17 protein-coding genes are annotated in these 18660 nt (G+C 54.5%); 9 read left to right on the top strand and 8 right to left on the bottom strand.

Features of this window, described 5'->3' with window-relative positions; all coding sequences use genetic code 11:
- Window positions 1–546 precede the first annotated feature (546 nt).
- The 3 genes from greA to carA form a co-directional block, all read right to left on the bottom strand.
- Window positions 547–1023, bottom strand: coding sequence for a transcription elongation factor GreA (greA, locus tag ABTW62_RS08620; protein ID WP_090413863.1), 477 nt, complete (start codon window positions 1021–1023; stop codon window positions 547–549).
- Window positions 1024–1350: 327 nt separating this feature from the next.
- A complete protein-coding gene (gene carB / locus ABTW62_RS08615) occupies window positions 1351–4548 on the bottom strand; it encodes a carbamoyl-phosphate synthase large subunit (protein WP_430904176.1) in 3198 nt (1065 codons plus the stop codon).
- A gap of 28 nt (window positions 4549–4576) precedes the next feature.
- Complete coding sequence (carA, locus tag ABTW62_RS08610; protein WP_430904175.1) at window positions 4577–5719, bottom strand: glutamine-hydrolyzing carbamoyl-phosphate synthase small subunit; 1143 nt, start codon at window positions 5717–5719, stop codon at window positions 4577–4579.
- A gap of 668 nt (window positions 5720–6387) precedes the next feature.
- Here carA and ABTW62_RS08605 point away from each other — a divergent pair.
- Together ABTW62_RS08605 and ABTW62_RS08600 are read left to right on the top strand one after the other, a co-directional pair.
- A complete protein-coding gene (locus ABTW62_RS08605) occupies window positions 6388–6711 on the top strand; it encodes a helix-turn-helix domain-containing protein (protein WP_430904174.1) in 324 nt (107 codons plus the stop codon).
- On the top strand, window positions 6708–7982 hold the full coding sequence (locus tag ABTW62_RS08600; protein ID WP_430904173.1) for a type II toxin-antitoxin system HipA family toxin: 1275 nt from the start codon (window positions 6708–6710) through the stop codon (window positions 7980–7982). The genes ABTW62_RS08605 and ABTW62_RS08600 overlap by 4 nt, the downstream gene beginning before the upstream one ends.
- A gap of 612 nt (window positions 7983–8594) precedes the next feature.
- Here the strand turns inward: ABTW62_RS08600 and xerC are convergent.
- Both xerC and ABTW62_RS08590 read right to left on the bottom strand, forming a co-directional pair.
- Window positions 8595–9545 carry a tyrosine recombinase XerC gene (gene xerC, locus ABTW62_RS08595; protein WP_430904172.1) on the bottom strand — a complete coding sequence of 317 codons (951 nt, stop codon included), beginning with the start codon at window positions 9543–9545 and terminating at the stop codon, window positions 8595–8597.
- Window positions 9529–10224: a DUF484 family protein gene (locus ABTW62_RS08590; RefSeq protein WP_430904171.1), complete on the bottom strand. Its 696-nt coding sequence runs from the start codon at window positions 10222–10224 to the stop codon at window positions 9529–9531. Before ABTW62_RS08590 ends, xerC begins: the two co-directional genes overlap by 17 nt.
- 302 nt (window positions 10225–10526) lie before the next feature.
- Between ABTW62_RS08590 and ABTW62_RS08585 the strand changes: the two genes are divergently transcribed.
- On the top strand, window positions 10527–10826 hold the full coding sequence (locus ABTW62_RS08585; RefSeq protein ID WP_430904170.1) for a GxxExxY protein: 300 nt from the start codon (window positions 10527–10529) through the stop codon (window positions 10824–10826).
- A gap of 8 nt (window positions 10827–10834) precedes the next feature.
- Here the strand turns inward: ABTW62_RS08585 and ABTW62_RS08580 are convergent, their stop codons facing one another.
- Complete coding sequence (locus ABTW62_RS08580) at window positions 10835–12052, bottom strand: IS701 family transposase (RefSeq protein ID WP_430904169.1); 1218 nt, start codon at window positions 12050–12052, stop codon at window positions 10835–10837.
- Window positions 12053–12259: 207 nt separating this feature from the next.
- Between ABTW62_RS08580 and ABTW62_RS08575 the strand changes: the two genes are divergently transcribed.
- The 5 genes from ABTW62_RS08575 (at window position 12260) to ABTW62_RS08555 (ending at window position 17204) form a co-directional block, all read left to right on the top strand.
- Window positions 12260–12445, top strand: a complete 186-nt coding sequence (locus ABTW62_RS08575) for a GxxExxY protein (protein ID WP_430904168.1) — start codon at window positions 12260–12262, stop codon at window positions 12443–12445.
- A gap of 674 nt (window positions 12446–13119) precedes the next feature.
- The gene (locus ABTW62_RS08570) at window positions 13120–15429 is read left to right on the top strand and encodes a beta strand repeat-containing protein (RefSeq protein WP_430904167.1); all 2310 of its coding nucleotides are present in this window, start codon (window positions 13120–13122) and stop codon (window positions 15427–15429) included.
- 89 nt (window positions 15430–15518) lie between these two features.
- Entirely contained in the window at window positions 15519–16280 is a 762-nt protein-coding gene (locus tag ABTW62_RS08565; protein WP_430904166.1) for a SapC family protein, read from the top strand.
- 120 nt (window positions 16281–16400) lie between these two features.
- On the top strand, window positions 16401–16592 hold the full coding sequence (locus ABTW62_RS08560) for a hypothetical protein (RefSeq protein WP_430904165.1): 192 nt from the start codon (window positions 16401–16403) through the stop codon (window positions 16590–16592).
- Window positions 16593–17021: 429 nt separating this feature from the next.
- A complete protein-coding gene (locus tag ABTW62_RS08555; protein WP_430904164.1) occupies window positions 17022–17204 on the top strand; it encodes a hypothetical protein in 183 nt (60 codons plus the stop codon).
- Between the two features lie 472 nt (window positions 17205–17676).
- Here the strand turns inward: ABTW62_RS08555 and ABTW62_RS08550 are convergent, their stop codons facing one another.
- Both ABTW62_RS08550 and ABTW62_RS08545 read right to left on the bottom strand, forming a co-directional pair.
- A complete protein-coding gene (locus ABTW62_RS08550; protein ID WP_090414076.1) occupies window positions 17677–18012 on the bottom strand; it encodes a helix-turn-helix domain-containing protein in 336 nt (111 codons plus the stop codon).
- Window positions 17987–18286: a BrnT family toxin gene (locus ABTW62_RS08545; RefSeq protein ID WP_218132792.1), complete on the bottom strand. Its 300-nt coding sequence runs from the start codon at window positions 18284–18286 to the stop codon at window positions 17987–17989. Before ABTW62_RS08545 ends, ABTW62_RS08550 begins: the two co-directional genes overlap by 26 nt.
- 32 nt (window positions 18287–18318) lie before the next feature.
- Between ABTW62_RS08545 and ABTW62_RS08540 the strand changes: the two genes are divergently transcribed.
- Window positions 18319–18513 (top strand): hypothetical protein, encoded by a 195-nt coding sequence (locus ABTW62_RS08540; protein WP_430904163.1) that lies wholly within the window; start codon window positions 18319–18321, stop codon window positions 18511–18513.
- The last annotated feature ends 147 nt before the right edge of the window (window positions 18514–18660 follow it).

Raw genomic sequence — 18660 nt, 5'->3', positions numbered from 1 at the left:
CCCGCGTGGGTAACCACGAATGGACACGAATACACACGAATGATGTAATGGTGGCGCTTGCTTTATTTGTTTTTATCGTGCGGCGGGCGAATGAGTGATAGCAGATCTGGTCCCGATTGAAGTAAAACTGAAGCGGTTTATCAATATTCGTGTTCATTCGTGTGCATTCGTGGTTGAAAAGAATCACGAATACTCATCGAAGCCATCTTTGCGGGCGCAGCGAAGTCAACGTAGGGTGCGCTTGCGCACCGTCCGCCCGATGATAGCAAAACGAATCAGCGATAGCCTGTCTGGTTGCAGTTGAAATAAAGCCGCAGCAGTTTTTCAATATTCGTGTGTATTCGTGTCCATTCGTGGTTCAAATCAACTGCGAATTGCCGGGCTAGGAGGCTGTCCGAGAATAGCGATCGTAGCGAGGGCGAGGCTGGTTGAGTTGGATTTTTTCGATCATTTGAGGCGAATAGTCGTTCCATTTAACGAAAAGGATCGTAAAATCCGGCCAATCAGGCTCGTCCGCAGTAGATCAGTCTATTCTCGGACAACCTCCTAGACGTATCTGACATCCAGTATTTCGTATTCCCGGATGCCGCCGGGTGCCTGGACCTCGGCAATATCTCCCGCATACTTGCCGATCAGCGCGCGCGCAATCGGTGAGCTGATCGAGATTTTGCTTTCCTTGATATCGGCCTCATCATCGCCCACGATCTGGTAAGTGACTGTGGCATCGCTGTCCAGGTCCTTGAGATCGACTGTGGCGCCAAACACGCATGCACCATCCGCATCCAGCTGGGTGGGGTTGATGATTTGCGCGTTGGATAGCTTGCTCTCCAGTTCGGCGATTCGCCCTTCAATGAATCCCTGCTTTTCCTTGGCGGCATCATACTCGGCATTTTCGGACAGGTCGCCATGAGAACGGGCCTCCGCGATAGCGGCAATCACAGCCGGGCGGTGAACGGTTTTCATTTCATGCAACTCTGCGCGCAGCTTTTCCGCGCCAGATAGGGTGATAGGGATAGCGTTCATAACTACTTTACTCTTCTCATAATAAGGATCTTAAATATCAGGCTCAGTCATCAGCCATGCGGAACCGGAGAGTGATCGTTGATCAATGCAAAACTGCGATAACCCGTCTATTTCTGAAGCCGATGTAGTGAGCCTGGTTGCTGGATGTGTTTCTTGATTGCGCGCCTGCAAAAAAATCATTCCTTTTCCCGATAGCAACAACGCCAGTTTGTGTCGCGTGCTGCTTGCCGTGGTGGGCCTGCTTCAAAAACAGGTTGTCAGGCTATCGGATTTTTCAGAGGTTTTCTCACATGCGCCAAAGAAACGTTGGATAGGAGTTATTCTTGCCTAGATGGCAAGATTTTGCAAACAGTAAACCCGCAGTTCCTGTCTGTTGGCCATGCCGGTGCAAGCCGCGCGGGCGCCGGCGATGGTCGTGTAGTAAGTGACCCTGGCCTGCAAGGCAGCATGCCGGATCGAGTAGGAGTCGCGCACCGCGCTCCGCTTGTTGCTGACCGTATTGATAATCAACGCGATTTCTCCGTTCTTGATCATGTCCACAATATGTGGCCGGCCTTCCGCCACCTTGTTCACGGTTGTCACCGGCAACCCGGCCTGCAGTAATGCCTGGGCCGTGCCGCGCGTGGCGTAGAGTGACAGCCCGAGTTCGACGAATTTTCTGGCAATCGCAACCGCTTCCGGTTTGTCGCCGTCGCGCACGCTGATGAGAATTCTGCCCGATACCGGCAGCTGAATGCCGGCAGCCAGCTGGGATTTGATAAACGCTTCAGCGAAGGTCTTGCCAATTCCCATGACCTCGCCGGTCGATTTCATTTCGGGGCCGAGTATGGTATCCACACCGGCAAACTTGGCGAATGGGAAGACCGCTTCCTTCACCGAGTAATAGGCCGGCCGCACTTCTTCGCCCATTCCCTGTGCGGCCAGGGTTTGGCCCGCCATGCAGCGGGCGGCAATTTTGGCCAGCGGCAGGCCGGTCGCCTTGGAGACGAACGGCACCGTGCGCGAAGCCCGCGGATTGACTTCCAGCACGAAGGCGGTATCGTCCTGAATCGCGAATTGCACGTTCATCAATCCCTTGACATGCAGCGCGCGCGCCATGGCTTCGGTCTGCCGCCGCAGTTCGTCCTGCATGCTGGCCGGCAGGCTGAAGGGTGGCAGGGAACAGGCGGAATCGCCGGAATGCACGCCCGCTTCCTCGATATGTTCCATAATGCCGCCGATCAGCACGGTATTGCCGTCGAAAATGGCATCGACATCGACTTCCGTGGCGTTGCTCAGAAAGCGGTCCAGCAGCACCGGAGAATCATTGGAGACCTTGACGGCTTCCCGCATATAGCGCTCCAGATCGCGTGACTCGTGCACGATCTCCATGGCGCGACCGCCCAATACATAGCTCGGTCTCACCACCAGCGGATAGCCGATGTCATCGGCTGCGGCCAGTGCCTCGGCCGGGTTGCGGGCGGTGAAATTGGGGGGCTGCCTGAGGCCCAGACGATGCAGCATGGCCTGAAAACGTTCGCGATCTTCGGCGCAATCGATCATGTCCGGACTGGTGCCGATAATGGGCACCCCATTGGCTTCCAGCTCGCGCGCAAGTTTCAGTGGAGTTTGGCCGCCATATTGCACGATGACGCCAGCCGGTTTTTCGATCGCTACGATTTCCAGCACATCTTCCAGCGTGAGCGGTTCGAAGTACAGGCGGTCGGAAATATCATAATCGGTCGAAACCGTTTCCGGGTTGCAGTTGACCATGATGGTTTCATACTGATCCTCGCGCAATGCCAACGCGGCATGCACGCAACAGTAATCGAACTCGATGCCCTGGCCGATGCGGTTGGGCCCGCCGCCGAGCACCATGATCTTTTTGTTGTCGCTGGGACGTGCCTCGCATTCTTCCTCGTAGGTGGAATACATATAGGCGGTACGGGTATCGAATTCGGCCGCACAGGTGTCCACTCGTTTGTAGACCGGGCGCAGGTTGAGCTGATGGCGCCGGGCGCGCACCGCATGCTGATCGCAACCGAGCAGCCCGGCCAGCCGCCGGTCGGAGAAACCGCAGCGCTTCAGATGACGCAATTGCCGCTCGGTCAGGGTTTCCAGCTGGCATCCGGCGAGCGCCTGTTCCTGCCTGACCAGATTCTCGATCTGGACCAGAAACCAGGGGTCGATCCGGGTCAATGCCTGGATCTCAGCGAACGGCAGATGGCAGCGGAAAGCGTCGGCGATATACCAGAGACGTTCCGGGCCGGGGTGGCCGAGTTCTTGTTCGATGGTTTCGATGTCGGTAGTCTTCTCGTCCAGCCCGTCAACGCCGGTTTCGAGGCCGCGCAGCGCCTTTTGCAACGACTCATGGAAAGTGCGGCCGATCGCCATCACTTCCCCGACCGATTTCATCTGTGTGGTCAAGCGGTCGTCTGCCTGCGGGAATTTCTCGAACGCGAAGCGGGGTACCTTGGTGACCACGTAATCGATGGTCGGTTCGAACGAGGCCGGGGTCAGGCCGCCGGTGATATCGTTGCCCAACTCATTGAGCGTATAGCCGACCGCCAGCTTGGCGGCTATCTTGGCGATGGGAAAACCGGTAGCCTTGGAAGCCAGTGCGGATGAGCGCGAGACACGCGGGTTCATCTCGATCACAATCATGCGCCCGTCTTCCGGATTGATGGCGAATTGCACATTGGAGCCGCCGGTTTCAACGCCGATTTCCCTGAGCACGGCAATCGAGGCATCGCGCATCCGCTGGTATTCCTTGTCGGTCAGCGTCTGGGCGGGCGCGACCGTGATCGAGTCGCCGGTATGCACACCCATCGGATCGATGTTCTCGATCGCGCAGATGATGATGCAGTTGTCCTGCTGGTCGCGGATCACTTCCATTTCGAATTCTTTCCAGCCGATGACCGATTCCTCGATCAGCAGCTCGCGGGTGGGCGAGGCTTCCAGCCCGCGTTCGCAAATGCCGACGAATTCCTCGCGGTTGTAGGCAATCCCGCCGCCGCTGCCACCGAGCGTGAACGAAGGACGGATGATTGCCGGATAGCCGATCATTGCCTGGACCTGCAAGGCTTCTTCCATGCTGTGGGCGACTGCAGAACGTGCCGATTGCAGGCCGATGCGCGTCATCGCCTGCTTGAATTTCTCCCTGTCCTCGGCCTTGTCGATCGCCTCGCGCGAAGCGCCGATGAGCGCCACGCCATGCTTTTCCAGCACGCCATGCTTGACCAGATCCAGCGCGCAATTGAGCGCGGTCTGCCCACCCATGGTCGGCAGCAGCGCATCGGGGCGTTCGATTTCGATGATTTTTTCCACGGCCTGCCAGATGATCGGTTCGATATAGACCGCATCCGCCATTTCCGGATCGGTCATGATGGTGGCCGGATTGGAATTGATCAGAATGACGCGATAGCCTTCCTCGCGCAATGCCCGGCAGGCCTGTACGCCGGAATAATCGAATTCACATGCCTGACCGATGACGATCGGCCCTGCGCCAATGATGAGGATGGAGTGTAGGTCAGTACGTTTGGGCATTTAGGATCGGGTCAAGTAGCCTGTTCATTCAGGCGCGGTGTTGTGCCATGTGGCGGATAAAGCGGTCGAACAAATAATCGACATCATGCGGCCCCGGGCTCGCTTCGGGATGGCCCTGGAAGCAGAAAGCCGGGCGGTCCGTCAGTTCGAATCCCTGCAGGCTGCCGTCGAACAGCGAGCTGTGCGTCACCCGCGCGTTGCCGGGCAGGGTGTCGCCATCCACGGCGAAACCGTGATTCTGGCTGGTGATCATGACGCGGGCACTGTCGATGTCCTGCACCGGATGATTCGCGCCATGATGACCGAATTTCATTTTGATCGTCCTGGCACCGATCGCCAGCGCCAGAATCTGGTGACCGAGGCAAATGCCGAACAGCGGCACCTGCTTGTCCAGCAGCGTCCGGGTGGTGGCAATCGCATATTCGCAGGGCTCCGGATCGCCGGGGCCATTGGAAAGCAGCACGCCATCGGGCTGCGCGGCCAGCAGTGTATCGGCGGATGTGCGCGCCGGATAGACTGTCACCTGGCAGCCGCGTGCCACCAGTTTGCGCAGAATGGTGCGCTTGACGCCGAAATCCAGTACCGCGACACGGAAGCGGCTGTCGCCCGGAGCGCGATAACCGGTGGTGCCGGTCCATTCGCCCTCTTCGAATGTCCAGGGCTGCTCGCAGCTGACCACGCGCGCCAGATCCATGCCGGCCAGGCCCGGAAAGGCCTGCGCCTGGCGCAGCGCCTCGGCCTCGTCGACGTTGCCAGCCATCAGGCAGCCCGCCTGGGCACCCTTTTCCCGCAGGATGCGGGTCAGCTTGCGGGTATCGATACCGGCAATGGCGATCACCCCATGTTGCCTGAGAAAATCCGGCAGCGACTGGCGGCTGCGCCAATTGCTGAAAACCGGCGGCAGGTCGCGAATCACCAGCCCGGCCGCATGCACGGTCGAGCCGGTGGTGGATTCGATATCTTCTGGGTTGGTGCCCGTATTGCCGATATGCGGATAGGTCAACGTGACTATCTGCCGGCAATAGGAGGGATCGGTGAGAATTTCCTGATAACCGGTCATGGCGGTATTGAAAGCTACCTCGCCGGTGGTAATGCCTTCCGCGCCAATGGCGTCGCCATAAAAAATGGTGCCATCAGCCAGGACAAGCAAAGCGCGCGGATGGTCAGACACGGGATTCCTCAATATTTTTTGTGGTACGCGGACGTAAAAAATGCGGGTTGAAATGATGAAAAAGAACTAATCCCGCTTGCGCAAATTATACGTGAGAAGCAGCGGCTTTTCCAGAAGCGGCTGCTTGGGAACCACGAATGGACGCGAATACACACGAATGCACTTCGAAGCCATCTTTGCGGGCGTAGCGAAGTCAGCGTAGGGTGCGCCCGCGCACCGTTCGGGCAATGGTGGCAAGATGAAAGCGCGGTGGCCGGTCTGGTGGTGGTGAAAAATTGGAACCACGAATGGATACGAATACACACGAATGATTGGGTGGAGACGCCTGCTCTGTTGTTTTTTGTCGCGCGGCAGATGAGCGGATGAAAGCCGGTTTGGTTGGTGATGGACTACAGTTGAGGCTGTTTTTCACTATTCGTGTGCATTCGTGTCCATTCGTGGTTGCAAAGAATCAAGAATGACCACCGAAGCCAGCCAGGCAGGCGATTCCAGTCAAACATCCGGCCCACGGCGGCCAGTCGTCATGCAGCAAAAGCCGGTGCGCAAGCGCACCCTTACCCATCGCGGGAATTTAAACCTGGCTGTGGTTGCTAATAGGCAATATATATGTTGCTCATGCTCAAATAAGCAACTAATATGTTGCTATAGATATAGAAGCAACATATATTATGAGCGACCTTTTACAGCAACTAAAAAAACGCCGTTTGGCGCTTGGTCTCAAACAGAGCGATATGATGCGCCGTGTGGGGATTTCGCGGCAGCAATATCAGCGTTTGGAGGCCAAAGGTAATCCGAGGCTGGATACGCTGACGTTGATTGCCAAGGGCCTCAATAGCGAGATCATGCTCATTCCCAAAGAAAAACTGGGCGCCGTTCTGGCAGTGCTTGAAAGCACTGATAATGAACTGCCCCAGCAATCACCGGGGACAGCCAAAGTCACAAAAACCTTGTCAGACGACCCATGGCAGGATTTGCTGGGAGATGATCAATGACAAGCAGCCGGACCGAAGAGATCAATGTTCTCAGGCTGATCCTGCACCGCCGATTAGTGGGCTACCTGACAGGGTTTCGCAATGGCCGGAATGTGCTGAGCTTTGCCGATGACTATAGGGCTGACGCAGCTCGCCCGACATTCAGCTTGATTACGCATCCCAGCTTTCCGCATGCTGACAAGCTCATGGGCGAACCATGGGTTAGGAGGCAGCGGCTGCATCCCACATTGTCAAATCTGTTGCCGGAAGGCGCTCTCAGGGAGCTGATTGCGCAGGGACTGAAGGTTTACATCGATAACGAATTTCATATCCTGTCCCACCTGGGCCGGGATCTGCCCGGTGCTTTGGTTGCTGAGCCCATGGAGCCGGATGAAGTGCCCGGCAGTATTCTCGCTGCGCACGGCAACGCCAAGGCAGTCAAATTTGAAAATATTGTGCGGGAGAATAAATTTTCCCTGGCTGGCGTGCAGATGAAATTTTCAATGAAGGCTAGGGACGGCAGATACAATTTATCTAAAGGTGATGTGCTTGGTGACTGGATCATCAAAACGCCTTCAACAAGACATAAGGATGTTCCGGTAAACGAGTACACGGCCATGACGCTCGCCTCGTTGATCGGGGTCGATATCCCTGAAATGAAGCTGGTTGAACTGGATAAACTTGATGATTTGCCACAAATAAATTTACCTGATGAGAACTGGGCATTCGCAATCAAGCGGTTTGATCGTGAAAGAGAGCAGCGTATTCACATGGAGGATTTTGCTCAAGTATTGGTGAAATATCCTTACGAGAAATATGACGCTGCCAACTACGAGCAAATTGGGAGAATTCTTTACCAATTTTCTGGTGACGCACTGACCGATACCCAGCAGTTCGCCAGGCGGCTGCTGGTTAACATTCTCCTGGCCAATGGCGATGCCCATTTGAAAAACTGGAGCCTGCTCTACCCTGATCAAACTACACCGAGACTCTCTCCCGCATACGATATCGTTACCACAAATGTGTATATCGAAGGGGAGAAGCGCTACGCACTCAACCTCGGCGGCTCAAAGGAGTGGTATGGCGCATCGTATGCCAATTTTGAATATTGGGCGAAAAAATCCGGCATTCCGTGGCGTGCGATAAAGCCACATATCGATGATGCCATGGAAAGCGCTCGAAGCCTTTGGCCCGAAGCGCTTAAAAACTTGCCAATGAACGAAGCACACAAGCAAAAACTCAGCGAGCACTGGCGCAAGCTCCACCGCGATTTTCAAATCAAGTGTGACTGATTGGAACCACGAATGGACACGAATACACACGAATGATTGGGTGGGGGTGTTTGCTTTATTTGTTTTAATCATGAGGTGAGTGGATGGGCGATAGCCGGTCTGGTGCCGGTTGAAGTAAAGCCGCAGCAGTCAGTGTAGGGTGCACCTGTGCACCGTCAAACATCCGGCCCATGGCGGCCAGCCGTCGCACAGCAAAAGCCGGTGCACGGGTGCACCCTACGGGGCGGCTGTTCCGCTACTGGTTTTGATAACCACGAATGGACACGAATACACACGAATGATTGGGTGGGGGTGTTTGCTTTATTTGTTTTAATCGTGTGGTGGATGGATGGGCGATAGCCGGTCTGCTGCCGGTTGAAGTAAAGCCGCAGCAGTCAGTGTAGGGTGCACCTGTGCACCGTCAAACATCCGGCCCACGGCGGCCAGCCGCCGCGCAGCAAAAGCCGGTGCACGGGTGCACCCTACGGGGCGGGCGAGTGGGTGATGACCGGTTTGGTGGAGGATAAAAGACAGCCGCAGCTATTTTTCACTATTCGTGTCCATTCGTGGTTGCAAAGAATCAAGAATGACCACCGAAGCTATCCAGGCGGGCGATTCTAGCCCTGCCATTTTCTATTCCGGTTTATCCGGTTTCTTTTTGGCGCGCGGGTGTGCCTGGTCGTAGATTTTGGCCAGGTATTGAAAATCCAGGTGGGTGTAGACCTGGGTGCTGCGGATGCTGGCGTGGCCGAGCATTTCCTGGACGGCGCGCAGGTCGCCGCTCGACTGCAGGACATGCGAGGCGAACGAATGGCGCAGTGCGTGGGGGTGGACGCGGTCATCCAGTCCTTGCTGCTGGGCGCGTTGTTGCAGGCGATAGGCGATCGTGCGGGGGTGGATGGGGCGGCCGCGCTGAGAGAGAAACAGCGAGGTGTCATCTGCCGTTTGCCAGCCCTGGCGCAGGGCAAGCCAGGCTTGCAGCGCCTCCAGCGCCAGTTTGCCGACCGGCACGATGCGCGTTTTGTTGCCCTTGCCGGCAACGCGCACCGTGCCTTCGTTAAAATCGATGTCGGCCAGCTGCAGTTGCGCCAGTTCCGTCAGGCGCAGGCCCGATGAATAGAACAGCTCGAACATCGCGAGATCGCGCGTGGCGAGCGCATCGGTGGGGTCGAATGTCAGCAGGCGCGCGGTTTCGTCGGGGGAGAGCGCATGCGGCAGCATCTTGGGGGATTTGGGCACGCGCACCCCCTGGCAGGGGTCGTCCGGGTGCTGATGATGACGGATCAGATAGCGGAAAAAACCACGCCAGGCCGACAGCATCCGCGCCAGGCTCCGGCCGGACAGGCCGCCGCCATGCAGGCGGGCGACAAAATGGCGGATGTCATGTGATTTCAGCTGCCGCAAGGCGGGGTCATCGGCTGGAGATGACTGGTACTCCGCCATGCAGCGCACCAGCGCGGACAGGTCGCGCTGATAACTGGCCTGCGTCAGCGGGGCGAGCTTGCGGGTCGTCGCGAGATAGGCGAGATAAGCCTGAACGAGCGGCGGCAGAACGGGGGCTGGCTGCTCATGCGCTGGAGTCATGCGCGGCGGTTCCAGGGTGGGGCGCCATCAGCCGCGCGAGCGTGCTGCTGACCAGCTCGCCCAGCCGTTCCAGATAGAGCGTGCCCATATCAGGATAAAACCGCTCCACTTCCGGGCTGCTCATCACCAGCAGGCCGAAATTGCGCTGTTTTTTCAAGGGAATAATGGCGAACGATTGCAGGTATTCGGCATCCTTGCCGAACCATTGCCGGATCTCGTCGGCAGCCTGCGGGCCACAGTAAGGCTGCGTCATGCCCATCGCGAGAATGCGCACCTGCTCGCTGACCGGATCGGCAACCGGGGCAGGCAGCTGCAGATCGGGCGCATCGAGCTGCCACAAGCGCAGTGCGACATGCGGAATCGAAAAATCCTCGCATAGATGATATTGCAACCCATGCAGCGTTTCGGCGAAGGTATCGGACCCGAGCAGCGCAACCGCCAAGCGATGCATTTTGTCGCCGATGATGTCGTTGCGCTCGCCGATATCGATCAGCTCCTGCAAGCGGTCCTGCAGCAAACTGTTCTTGTCCCGCAGCATTACCACCTGCCGCTCATTGATCGAAATCGCCCGGCCTTCATACGGATGCGGCAGACGGATCGACTCCATCAAATCGGCATGTTCTTCGAAAAAACGCGGATGCGCCCGCAAATATTGAACGACTTCCTCAGGTGTGGTCATGGTATGAATTCAGGGTAAATGCAGGGCTGTCAGAACCCGTTATCATACCACGGGCGCCGATAACCTTGTCGAATGCGCGCAGACTGCGATGAATTGATTAAATGAGAAGAGAACCACGAATGGACACGAATGCACACGAATGATTTATTGGTGGTGCTGTCATCGCTTGAATTTTTAAGGTATGGCGAGGCGGGTGATCAATTGCCAGCCGGGTCTCAAGAGGAATATTGGCGAAGCAATTTTAAATATTAGTGTGCATTCGTGTCCATTCGTGGTTCCAATCAAACCGGATAGGATTGCCGATGGATATCAATCAGTGTGGATTGTTGTTGAAGGAGGAGGTTTATCAGGTTGTTGGCTGTGCGTTCGAGGTGCAGAACACGCTTGGCCATGGATTGCTGGAGAAATCCTATGAGAATGCGCTTGTGGTCGAGTGCGGTTTGAGGGGGATTCCAGTCAGCCAGCAAAGAAGAATCGATGTCTATTACAAGCAAGTGAAGGTGGGTGACTCAACTTTAGACATCCAACCCCCATCCTTGCGTCACCCGAACGGCGACACAAGGATGGGTAAAACTAACGAAATTGATGCTACTTGCTGCTGACGGTGCTGCTACACCCGCAATCTCGGATCGCCGCGTTGTTTGGGGAAGGTGAATATTGAGGACTTCTGGTTTAAACCATCCCTGAAAGCAAGTCCGGTAAATTCCATGCGTAGCCACTGCGCCACCAGACTCAATAGCTGAACCAGTGTCCACGCCGTCGAGCGAATCTGCATCCACAGCTCCAGCACAGTGCGTTTCTGCTGCCACAAGTTGTTCACGCCCCCCCATCGTTTCAGGTTGTGAAACAAAGGCTCGATACCCCAGCGGCGTGCATACAGATGCAGTATCTCCTCGGCACCTAAATCTGTTTCGGTCGCCAGCAGCAAACGCGCTTTTGACCAGTGCTGCTTGTCCACATCGTAAAACTCGCACCACACCGCGCGTACCAGTGTTCCTCTGAGGAATCGTGCTAATGCCACTACGGTGCGCAGACGAACCAGCTGCTCCTTGCCATACAGTGCCAGTTTGATTTCGGTTGCCGGAAGATTCCGGATTGTATCGGGCGTCATTTTGATCCCGTAAATTCTGGGACGCCCGCGCCCAGGTTTGGCTGCTACGCTTGGCGGCAAGAACAATGCGGTATCGCACCGTGCTTGTCCAATGATGGGTATTTTTCGCGACAGCAGTGGCAATATCAGCCGCGCTCGCATGAACCAGGCATCGAACAGCAGCCGGACATGCTTGTTCATCATCACGGGCGCCAGACTGCGCACCAACGCCAGCGCGATAGTCAGTTTGTTGCGATTGCCAGTGGCAGGGACAGAACGAGACACGATTGGTAACACGTATTTCCTGCCCGCACTGCCCAATACACTGACGCCTAACGTGACCCAGCATTGTGCCAGCAGAAACTGCGGTCGGTTGCGCTTTCTGGCGTGATCGTGCCGAATGGTACTGCCCGGTGCCTTCTCGGATTGGCGTGGAATTAATGTGTCGTCGATGACCATATTGAGCGTTTCCATTGGCAAGGCATCGATGACCATCTCGAATAAGGCGCGCGCCAGTCGTAGCGTTCGAACACTGCCGCGTTCCATAAGTTTGTAGTAAGCAGTCCAGTGACAGCCTCTGGTAATAGCGCTGATTGCGCGTGTTACCCAGCCTTCCGGAGAAATCAGGCAACCACACAATAATTCGACGAAAGTGGCGCGAGAACGCATGGGTACAGCGGTGAGTAAATGAGTAATCCAGCCTGACAGGAAAAGCCGAACAGTTTGAGCATAGGACATCGGGCACCAAATGAGGAGTTAAAACTCCTTCATTGGTCGACGCCCTGCAGTCGCGAAAAACCCGCGTCTGCAGGGCGTCGACCGCGCGAATTTTTCCTTCTGTCAAGTGATTTTTGCTCATTTTCGAATATTTTTTACGTCTCGTATCGCTGCTTCGATTCTGCCCTAAGGGCCGATTTCTCTGGTGCTGAATGTCTAAACTTGAGGGTGGGTGATTACATGCCGGATTTGATCGTGTTCGATAAAATCATCGTCGAAACCAAAACAATCGACCGCATCGGCAACCATGAACGCGGCCAGGTCATCAACTACCTGAGAATCTCCGGGCTGCAAGTCGGCATCGTGCTGAATTTCAAACACGCAAAACTGGAATGGGAGCGAGTGGCTGTGTGAGGGTTGTATTGGAATCACAAATGGACATGAATACACACGAATTTTTATTGATAACGGTTACAACGCTTGATTTTTTCCACGCAACAGGTAAAAAATCGATGGCTGATCGAATCTAATAGGAAAGGCAACCGAAAGGGTTTTTCTATTCGTGCGCATTCGTGTCCATTCGTGGTTAGAAAAAAAAATTCCAATGCTTATAACCATTTGCAGAGTCTGCCGCGAATGGATGGCTAAATAAATTATTAAACCGGCCGTAGAGTATTTGTTGCTAAAACGCAACAATCAGCGACTACAATCAAAGATTGCCTTGCATGTGGATTTTTTTTTGGGCAGAATCGCTACAACTTGTCAGAAGGTGCGTTTTCTGATAGCAAAGAGTAGGGTATGGACAAGCCTTCCCGTGTGTTGTGATATTTGTCATTGTCATGAAACATGCAATATGGCAAACTGGGATACTGAAAGCGCCTTGTTTCGCGGTTCGCAAAGGATCTTCTGTCTTATATACTATTGCTGGTTGCTGCACGGTTCCGGCTTTGTCGCTGCACACGTTTTTTTAACTTTATTTTGAAAAGGAAGCTCTGATTATGGCTATTTCTCAAACAGAACGAGATCAAGTTCTCAAGATTGTGGCAGGCTTGTTCAATGGCGCACCGGGTGGCGCCATTCTGAACGACTTGGCGCAAGCGGTCGAAGCCGGCGTCAGCATGGCGCAGCTGGCCGACATTCTGGCGAACACCAACCAATTTAAACAAGACATTATCGGCGGCAAGGTCACCACCGCCCAGCAAGTCAGCGTACTGATGAACAATTTCGGCCTGACCCCGGATGGTGAAGCAGGCAGCCCCGCCACCCTGGCGGCAGAATTCTTCACCGCCCGCATCGAGGGCGGCGCCGGTTTTGGCGCGATCGTGCTGGAAGCCGTGAACTTCCTGGACAATACCACCAACGAAGCTTTCGCGCCTTATTCGGCTCTGTTGAACAACAAGGCACTGGTTGCCGCACTGCACGCTGAATCCAACAACATCAGCGGCGTTGCTGATGCCCGGGCAATTCTGGCCGGCGTGACCGCAGCTTTCCCAACCAACGCCGAAGAAGCAGCTCAATATCTGGAAGACATTGGCAGCGGCACCAATCCTGGCCAGACTTTCACGCTTACGCTCAATGAAGACAATATCACTGGCACGGCGGGTAATGATGTATTTAACGCACCAATTGTCGATAACAACAATACATTGCAAAGTTTTGACGTATTGAACGGTGGCGCAGGCAACGACACGTTGAATGCCACGTTGAATGGCGGCACTGTTGCGCCAACCATCAACGATATCGAAGTATTCAATATACGGGCAGTATCAAGTTCAACACTGAATTTGGCTGATGTTTCGGGTGCTCAGCAAATCTGGAACAGCCAGTCTACTGCAGGCACAACTCTGGAATATGAAGAAGCACCGATTGCCGCGACCTTCGGTGTCCGCAATACGACATCGGTGACGCATATTGAATCATTTGACGATGTGTCGGGTGATGAAGATGTGTTGAATCTGGTCGTTACGGGCGCGGGTAGTGCTGGAACTGCAGCCGAAGTGACTTCGAATGATGCAACTGATATCGAGGGTCTGAATGTAACTGCCTCAGGTACCAACTATGTCGATCTGTCTGATTTCGACGCAATCGAAACACTGACTTTGGCAACCAGCGGCTCCCTGGAGCTGGAAGTGAATGGTACTGCCTTGACCGACGTTACGATCACCGGTTCCGGTGATCTCGAACTGACGGACGGAGGTAATTTTGCAGCAGTTGAAAATGTGGCCGCTACCGGATTTTCGGGCGATTTGACACTTGATGTTAGTGCTGCCGTCAACCTGGCCAGTGTGGCAACAGGATCTGGCGACGATGACATTACTATCGATGGTACTTTGCTTGTTGCTACGGGCGAATTGGATATCGATTTGGGTGACGGCGAAAATACACTGCGTTTGACAGGTATAGTAGGTGATGGAGAATTGGCTGATCTGGTTTTCGCAGGTGATGACCTCTCTGTCGCCGGCGTATCGACCCTGTCCTTTGTCGATGGTTTGACTCTCGCTGCAGGTGCGACGCTGGATCTTGATGGGGTTTCTCCGTCAGGTATCGCGTTCGAGGGGATAGTGGATATCGATAGCAATACGCTTTTGTTTGACAATACTGCCGCCGAGTTGGATTTGACTTTTGAAGATGCTCTGGATGATACAAATGGATCGGGGGTAGTAGATTTCGGCGATGCAGCTGAAACCGTAGTAATCAATGCTGCGGGTGTGGTTGGTGCTGCAAATGTCGTTACATTCACTGGCGAGGCGCTCGCTACGTTGACCATCAACCTTGAAGATAATGCTGATTTCGTGATTGATGGACAGGAAGCTTTGCAAACTGTAGCAATTGATGCTGCCGGCAACGCTAGTACTGTTGAAGCTTCAATAACCGGCGATGCTGCTGAAGAGTTTTCGCTGACAACGTTGACTTTGACCGACTCTTCCGAAGACGGTGATGCAACAATCGATGTCACGCTGACAGATACAGTGGATCTGAACAGCATCACGTTGTCGGGCGGCGAAGCGAGTGACTTTGTAATCGATGCTGCAGCAGCCGATTTTCAGGGCGCTGTAACCCTCAACATCGGCAACTTTGGTGTGGACGAGGATGGCAATGCAACCGGTAGTCTGACCTATACTGCTGATACAACTAATAACTTGCGTGAAGTGTTCAAGTTTACCGGCGACAATTTTGGTGATATCAACATTACAGATTTCCGTGCTGGTGTGGGTGGCAATGCTGACCGTCTCGACTTCAGCGCCTTTGAAGGTGTAACGGGCCTTGACGATCTGAATCTCGCATTTGACGGCGTTGATACAACGACCATTACTTCTGATGCGTTTGCAGGAACCATTACTATCGTTGAAATTGGTGGCGTTGATCTCTCGACCGATGCATTCAATTTCGTGTTTTAATTTTGTACCCTCGCTTGAGGGCTAAACGGAATGAATCAAAGGGGGCTGCGGCCCCCTTTGTCTTTTTGCAATTCAAGGAGTTGAAACCGATGTTCAAGAATAATCTGCTGCTCAAGGCCGCCGAGCATGGCACGCTGCGGGTCGCCGACACGACCGACTGGCGCTTCGCTGCCGGGGAAATGCTGCTGCCGGTGGTCTATAGCGAAATGGCCGATGTCGCGCGTGAATACCCGTTGCTTTTTCTGCGCGGCAAGCCGCTGGTCTATGCGCTGACGGGGATCGAGCAGGGCATCAACGCCTATGTCGGCAGTGACGGGCGCTGGCTGGCCACCTATGTGCCCGCCCGCCTGCGCAGCTACCCGTTCGCGCTGACGCATATGCCTGATAAACCAGGGGAATTCGCGATTGTGCTCGATGCCGATGCGCCGCAACTGATGCAGCCCGGTGGCCATATCCTGTTCGAAAACAGCCAGCCGAGCCCATATCTGCAGCAACGCATGGCTTTGCTCAAAGCCATGCAGCAGGCCGAACCGGTCACCCAGGCCATGGTGAAAGTCATCCAGGAAGCCGATATTCTGATCGAACGCAATATCCGCATCAACCGCCCCGATGGGCAAACCAGCCAACTGACCGGCCTGCTGGTGGTCGATGAAACCAAACTCAACCAGATGCCGCACGAAGCCTTCGCCCGCCTGCGCGACAAGGGCGTGCTCCCGCTGATCTACGCCCATTTACTGAGCATGGCCAATTTGCGCCAGGGCGTGCTGGCCGGCAAATACCCGCAACTGGCCGCCAAAAAACAGGCCGACATCAACGACCTGCTGCAGACCGAAACCATACGCTTCAACTGATCCTCCTTCGTCTCCCGGCGGTAATGATCACAGGGGGCAAAATTATTCATGCCTGTTTTTTCCTGGGGGCTTTCAGAAGCTCCCTGGACATTGTCGCAAACCCTGCCGGGTTAACCACGAATGGACACAAATGCACACGAATTTTTATTGATAAGGCTAAAACGAAAAAGGGGACGCTACCCTTTTACCTTAGAAAACAAAAGAGATAAAGGAATTATAGAAATGAGTCCGGGTTTGTTGGCGATTATCGGAATTGCCGTGTTGACGGCAGCGCTGTTGCTCTTCGCAGTTTATAAATTATCGGAAGAATAATCTGGTAAGTCTGAAGAGGAGGGGTCAGATCTGGCATGAATGTATAGCTGATCAGCCAAAAGGATGGTAGGTTGGGGTGAGCTTGTGAATCCCAATACGAATGCAAACCACGAATGGACACGAATGCACACGAATTTTTATTGATAAGGCTGACTTTATTTGATGTATGGCATGCAGCGGGGTAAATGATCGATATCTGAGCTGGCGGCAGATGTAATACAACTACAGTGGTTTTTAATATTCGTGTAGATTGGTGTTCATTCGTGGTTCCAAGAAATTGCAAGAACTGCAGAGGAGTCAGATCTTGTGTTGATTCCCGGCCAGGGCTATGGCGCTGATTATCTGGAAATTGATCCAATTTATTAAAGGGTGTAGTCTGCTATGGGTAGGCTGGATAGAATAAAAGCCGAAATTTCATTTCATGAAAAAATGTTTTTCACTGCAATAGCCATGATACTAGGCTTATTGGGATGGGCTGCTAACAACTATCGCTCAACAGATGCCGTAGTGCTGTTTCTGGCGACGACTGGATTGATCGGCGCGGCCGGTTTTGGTGTCTGGAACTATAAAAAGGTTAAGCAATTACTGGAGAAGCTCGAAAATGCTGAATAGTATCCTGATGGCAATAATGGGAGGCGTTTTTATAATTTTTATCTATTATCTTGCATATGATGCGTGGAAAGATTACTCCAAAAAAGATAAGTGACGCTAAAATTTTGCAGGGTCGTAGGCTGGGGTGAGCTTGTGAATCTCAATGCGAATGCAAACCACGAATGGACACGAATGCACACGAATTTTTATTGATAAGGCTGACTTTATTTGATGTATGGCATGCAGCGGGGTAAATGATTGCTGTTTGACCTGACGGACAAAAGGGGACGCTACCCTTTTACTCGTCCCCTTTTACCTTTCGATGCGGCGCTCGCCCAGAAGATGTCCGACCGGGCGGTGCGGGTGATTCAGGCGACGGAAGCCGGTGAGCTGCTGCCATGCGGCACAGCCTCCGCCAGCCACTTCGAGTGTAAGTTCTGCTCCTACGTGCAACGCTGCTGGGGAGGTGTGTGATGAGCACACCTATCCAGTTTCATTGCAGCGCAGCGAGCGCGGCCTCCGGGGCTTTGTCCAGCACCTTGAGCAGGGCTTTCGCCGCGCCCGTTGGGCTGCGCTTGCCCTGTTCCCAGTTGCGGATGGTTTCCAACGGCACATCGATCCGTTCAGAGAACTCCGCTTGGCTCAACCCTAGGCGCTTGCGAACTCGACGTGCGAATTTGGCTGCGTCCTGCATGGCCTCTGCCTCGTCGGCAGCGGCTTGCTTGGCGATGTCTGCCTCCGTCGTGGCATCCACGCGAGCAGGGTCGATGCGTCCTGTGGCCAACGAGGCCGGGACGGCGGGATCAATCGTCATGCGTACTGTCTTCATAGTGCTTGACCTCTCGTTGGTTGGCTTTTCGTGCCGAAATGATGCGGATGACGTCATGCCTGGGCGTGTAGACCACCACAAACAGGCGCTCTTCGATCTTGCCTATCAGTCGGTAGCGATCTTCGCCATAGCTGTGACGGGTATCCGCCTGGACCATACGGTCCGGGTCAAAGAAGGCTCTGGCGGCATAAGCGAAATCGAACCCGCGCTCGGCAAAGCACGCGTCGCTCTTGGCTTCATCCCATTCGAAATTCATGGTGCCATTGTAGTTCATTGGCCTACTTTCTTCAAGTTGGGAGGTGTGCGATGAGCACAGCTTCCAAGCGCGCCAGCGCACGCAAGACCTGCCGCACCGAGTGGGTGGAACGCTGGTCACCACCCAAACCCATGGTCGGGCTGCAGGCCATCGAGAAGGTGTTGAACCGTCACACTTTCCTCGTGTGCCCGGAGTCCTGCAAAAGGTGCAAAAGGGGACGCTACCCTTTTACCTCTTTTACCTAGTTCATCGACTGCGTCACCAACCTGATGAAACAGTTCGGCAGCGCAGTGGGCGCACCTGACCGAGTTGTGCGCGGCACGGCAGGTGAAGTGCCTGCGCGGTGTGGGGGCGGCAAGGCGGGCGTTTGAGGGCAGGGCGGCTTGAACGGT

The organism is Nitrosomonas sp. ANs5, assembly GCF_050584665.1.
Taxonomy (GTDB): domain Bacteria; phylum Pseudomonadota; class Gammaproteobacteria; order Burkholderiales; family Nitrosomonadaceae; genus Nitrosomonas.
The sequence above is the reverse complement of the archived record's forward strand: the minus strand, read 5'-3'. Positions and strand labels throughout refer to the sequence as shown.

Coding starts and splice junctions, on each gene's coding strand:
- greA (WP_090413863.1), bottom strand. CDS start 1,023: ATGAACGCTATCCCTATCACCCTATCTGGCGCGGAAAAGCTGCGCGCA.
- carB (WP_430904176.1), bottom strand. CDS start 4,548: ATGCCCAAACGTACTGACCTACACTCCATCCTCATCATTGGCGCAGGG.
- ABTW62_RS08605 (WP_430904174.1), top strand. CDS start 6,388: ATGAGCGACCTTTTACAGCAACTAAAAAAACGCCGTTTGGCGCTTGGT.
- ABTW62_RS08600 (WP_430904173.1), top strand. CDS start 6,708: ATGACAAGCAGCCGGACCGAAGAGATCAATGTTCTCAGGCTGATCCTG.
- xerC (WP_430904172.1), bottom strand. CDS start 9,545: ATGACTCCAGCGCATGAGCAGCCAGCCCCCGTTCTGCCGCCGCTCGTT.
- ABTW62_RS08590 (WP_430904171.1), bottom strand. CDS start 10,224: ATGACCACACCTGAGGAAGTCGTTCAATATTTGCGGGCGCATCCGCGT.
- ABTW62_RS08585 (WP_430904170.1), top strand. CDS start 10,527: ATGGATATCAATCAGTGTGGATTGTTGTTGAAGGAGGAGGTTTATCAG.
- ABTW62_RS08580 (WP_430904169.1), bottom strand. CDS start 12,052: ATGTCCTATGCTCAAACTGTTCGGCTTTTCCTGTCAGGCTGGATTACT.
- ABTW62_RS08565 (WP_430904166.1), top strand. CDS start 15,519: ATGTTCAAGAATAATCTGCTGCTCAAGGCCGCCGAGCATGGCACGCTG.
- ABTW62_RS08560 (WP_430904165.1), top strand. CDS start 16,401: ATGGACACAAATGCACACGAATTTTTATTGATAAGGCTAAAACGAAAA.
- ABTW62_RS08555 (WP_430904164.1), top strand. CDS start 17,022: ATGTTTTTCACTGCAATAGCCATGATACTAGGCTTATTGGGATGGGCT.
- ABTW62_RS08550 (WP_090414076.1), bottom strand. CDS start 18,012: ATGAAGACAGTACGCATGACGATTGATCCCGCCGTCCCGGCCTCGTTG.
- ABTW62_RS08545 (WP_218132792.1), bottom strand. CDS start 18,286: ATGAACTACAATGGCACCATGAATTTCGAATGGGATGAAGCCAAGAGC.
- ABTW62_RS08540 (WP_430904163.1), top strand. CDS start 18,319: ATGAGCACAGCTTCCAAGCGCGCCAGCGCACGCAAGACCTGCCGCACC.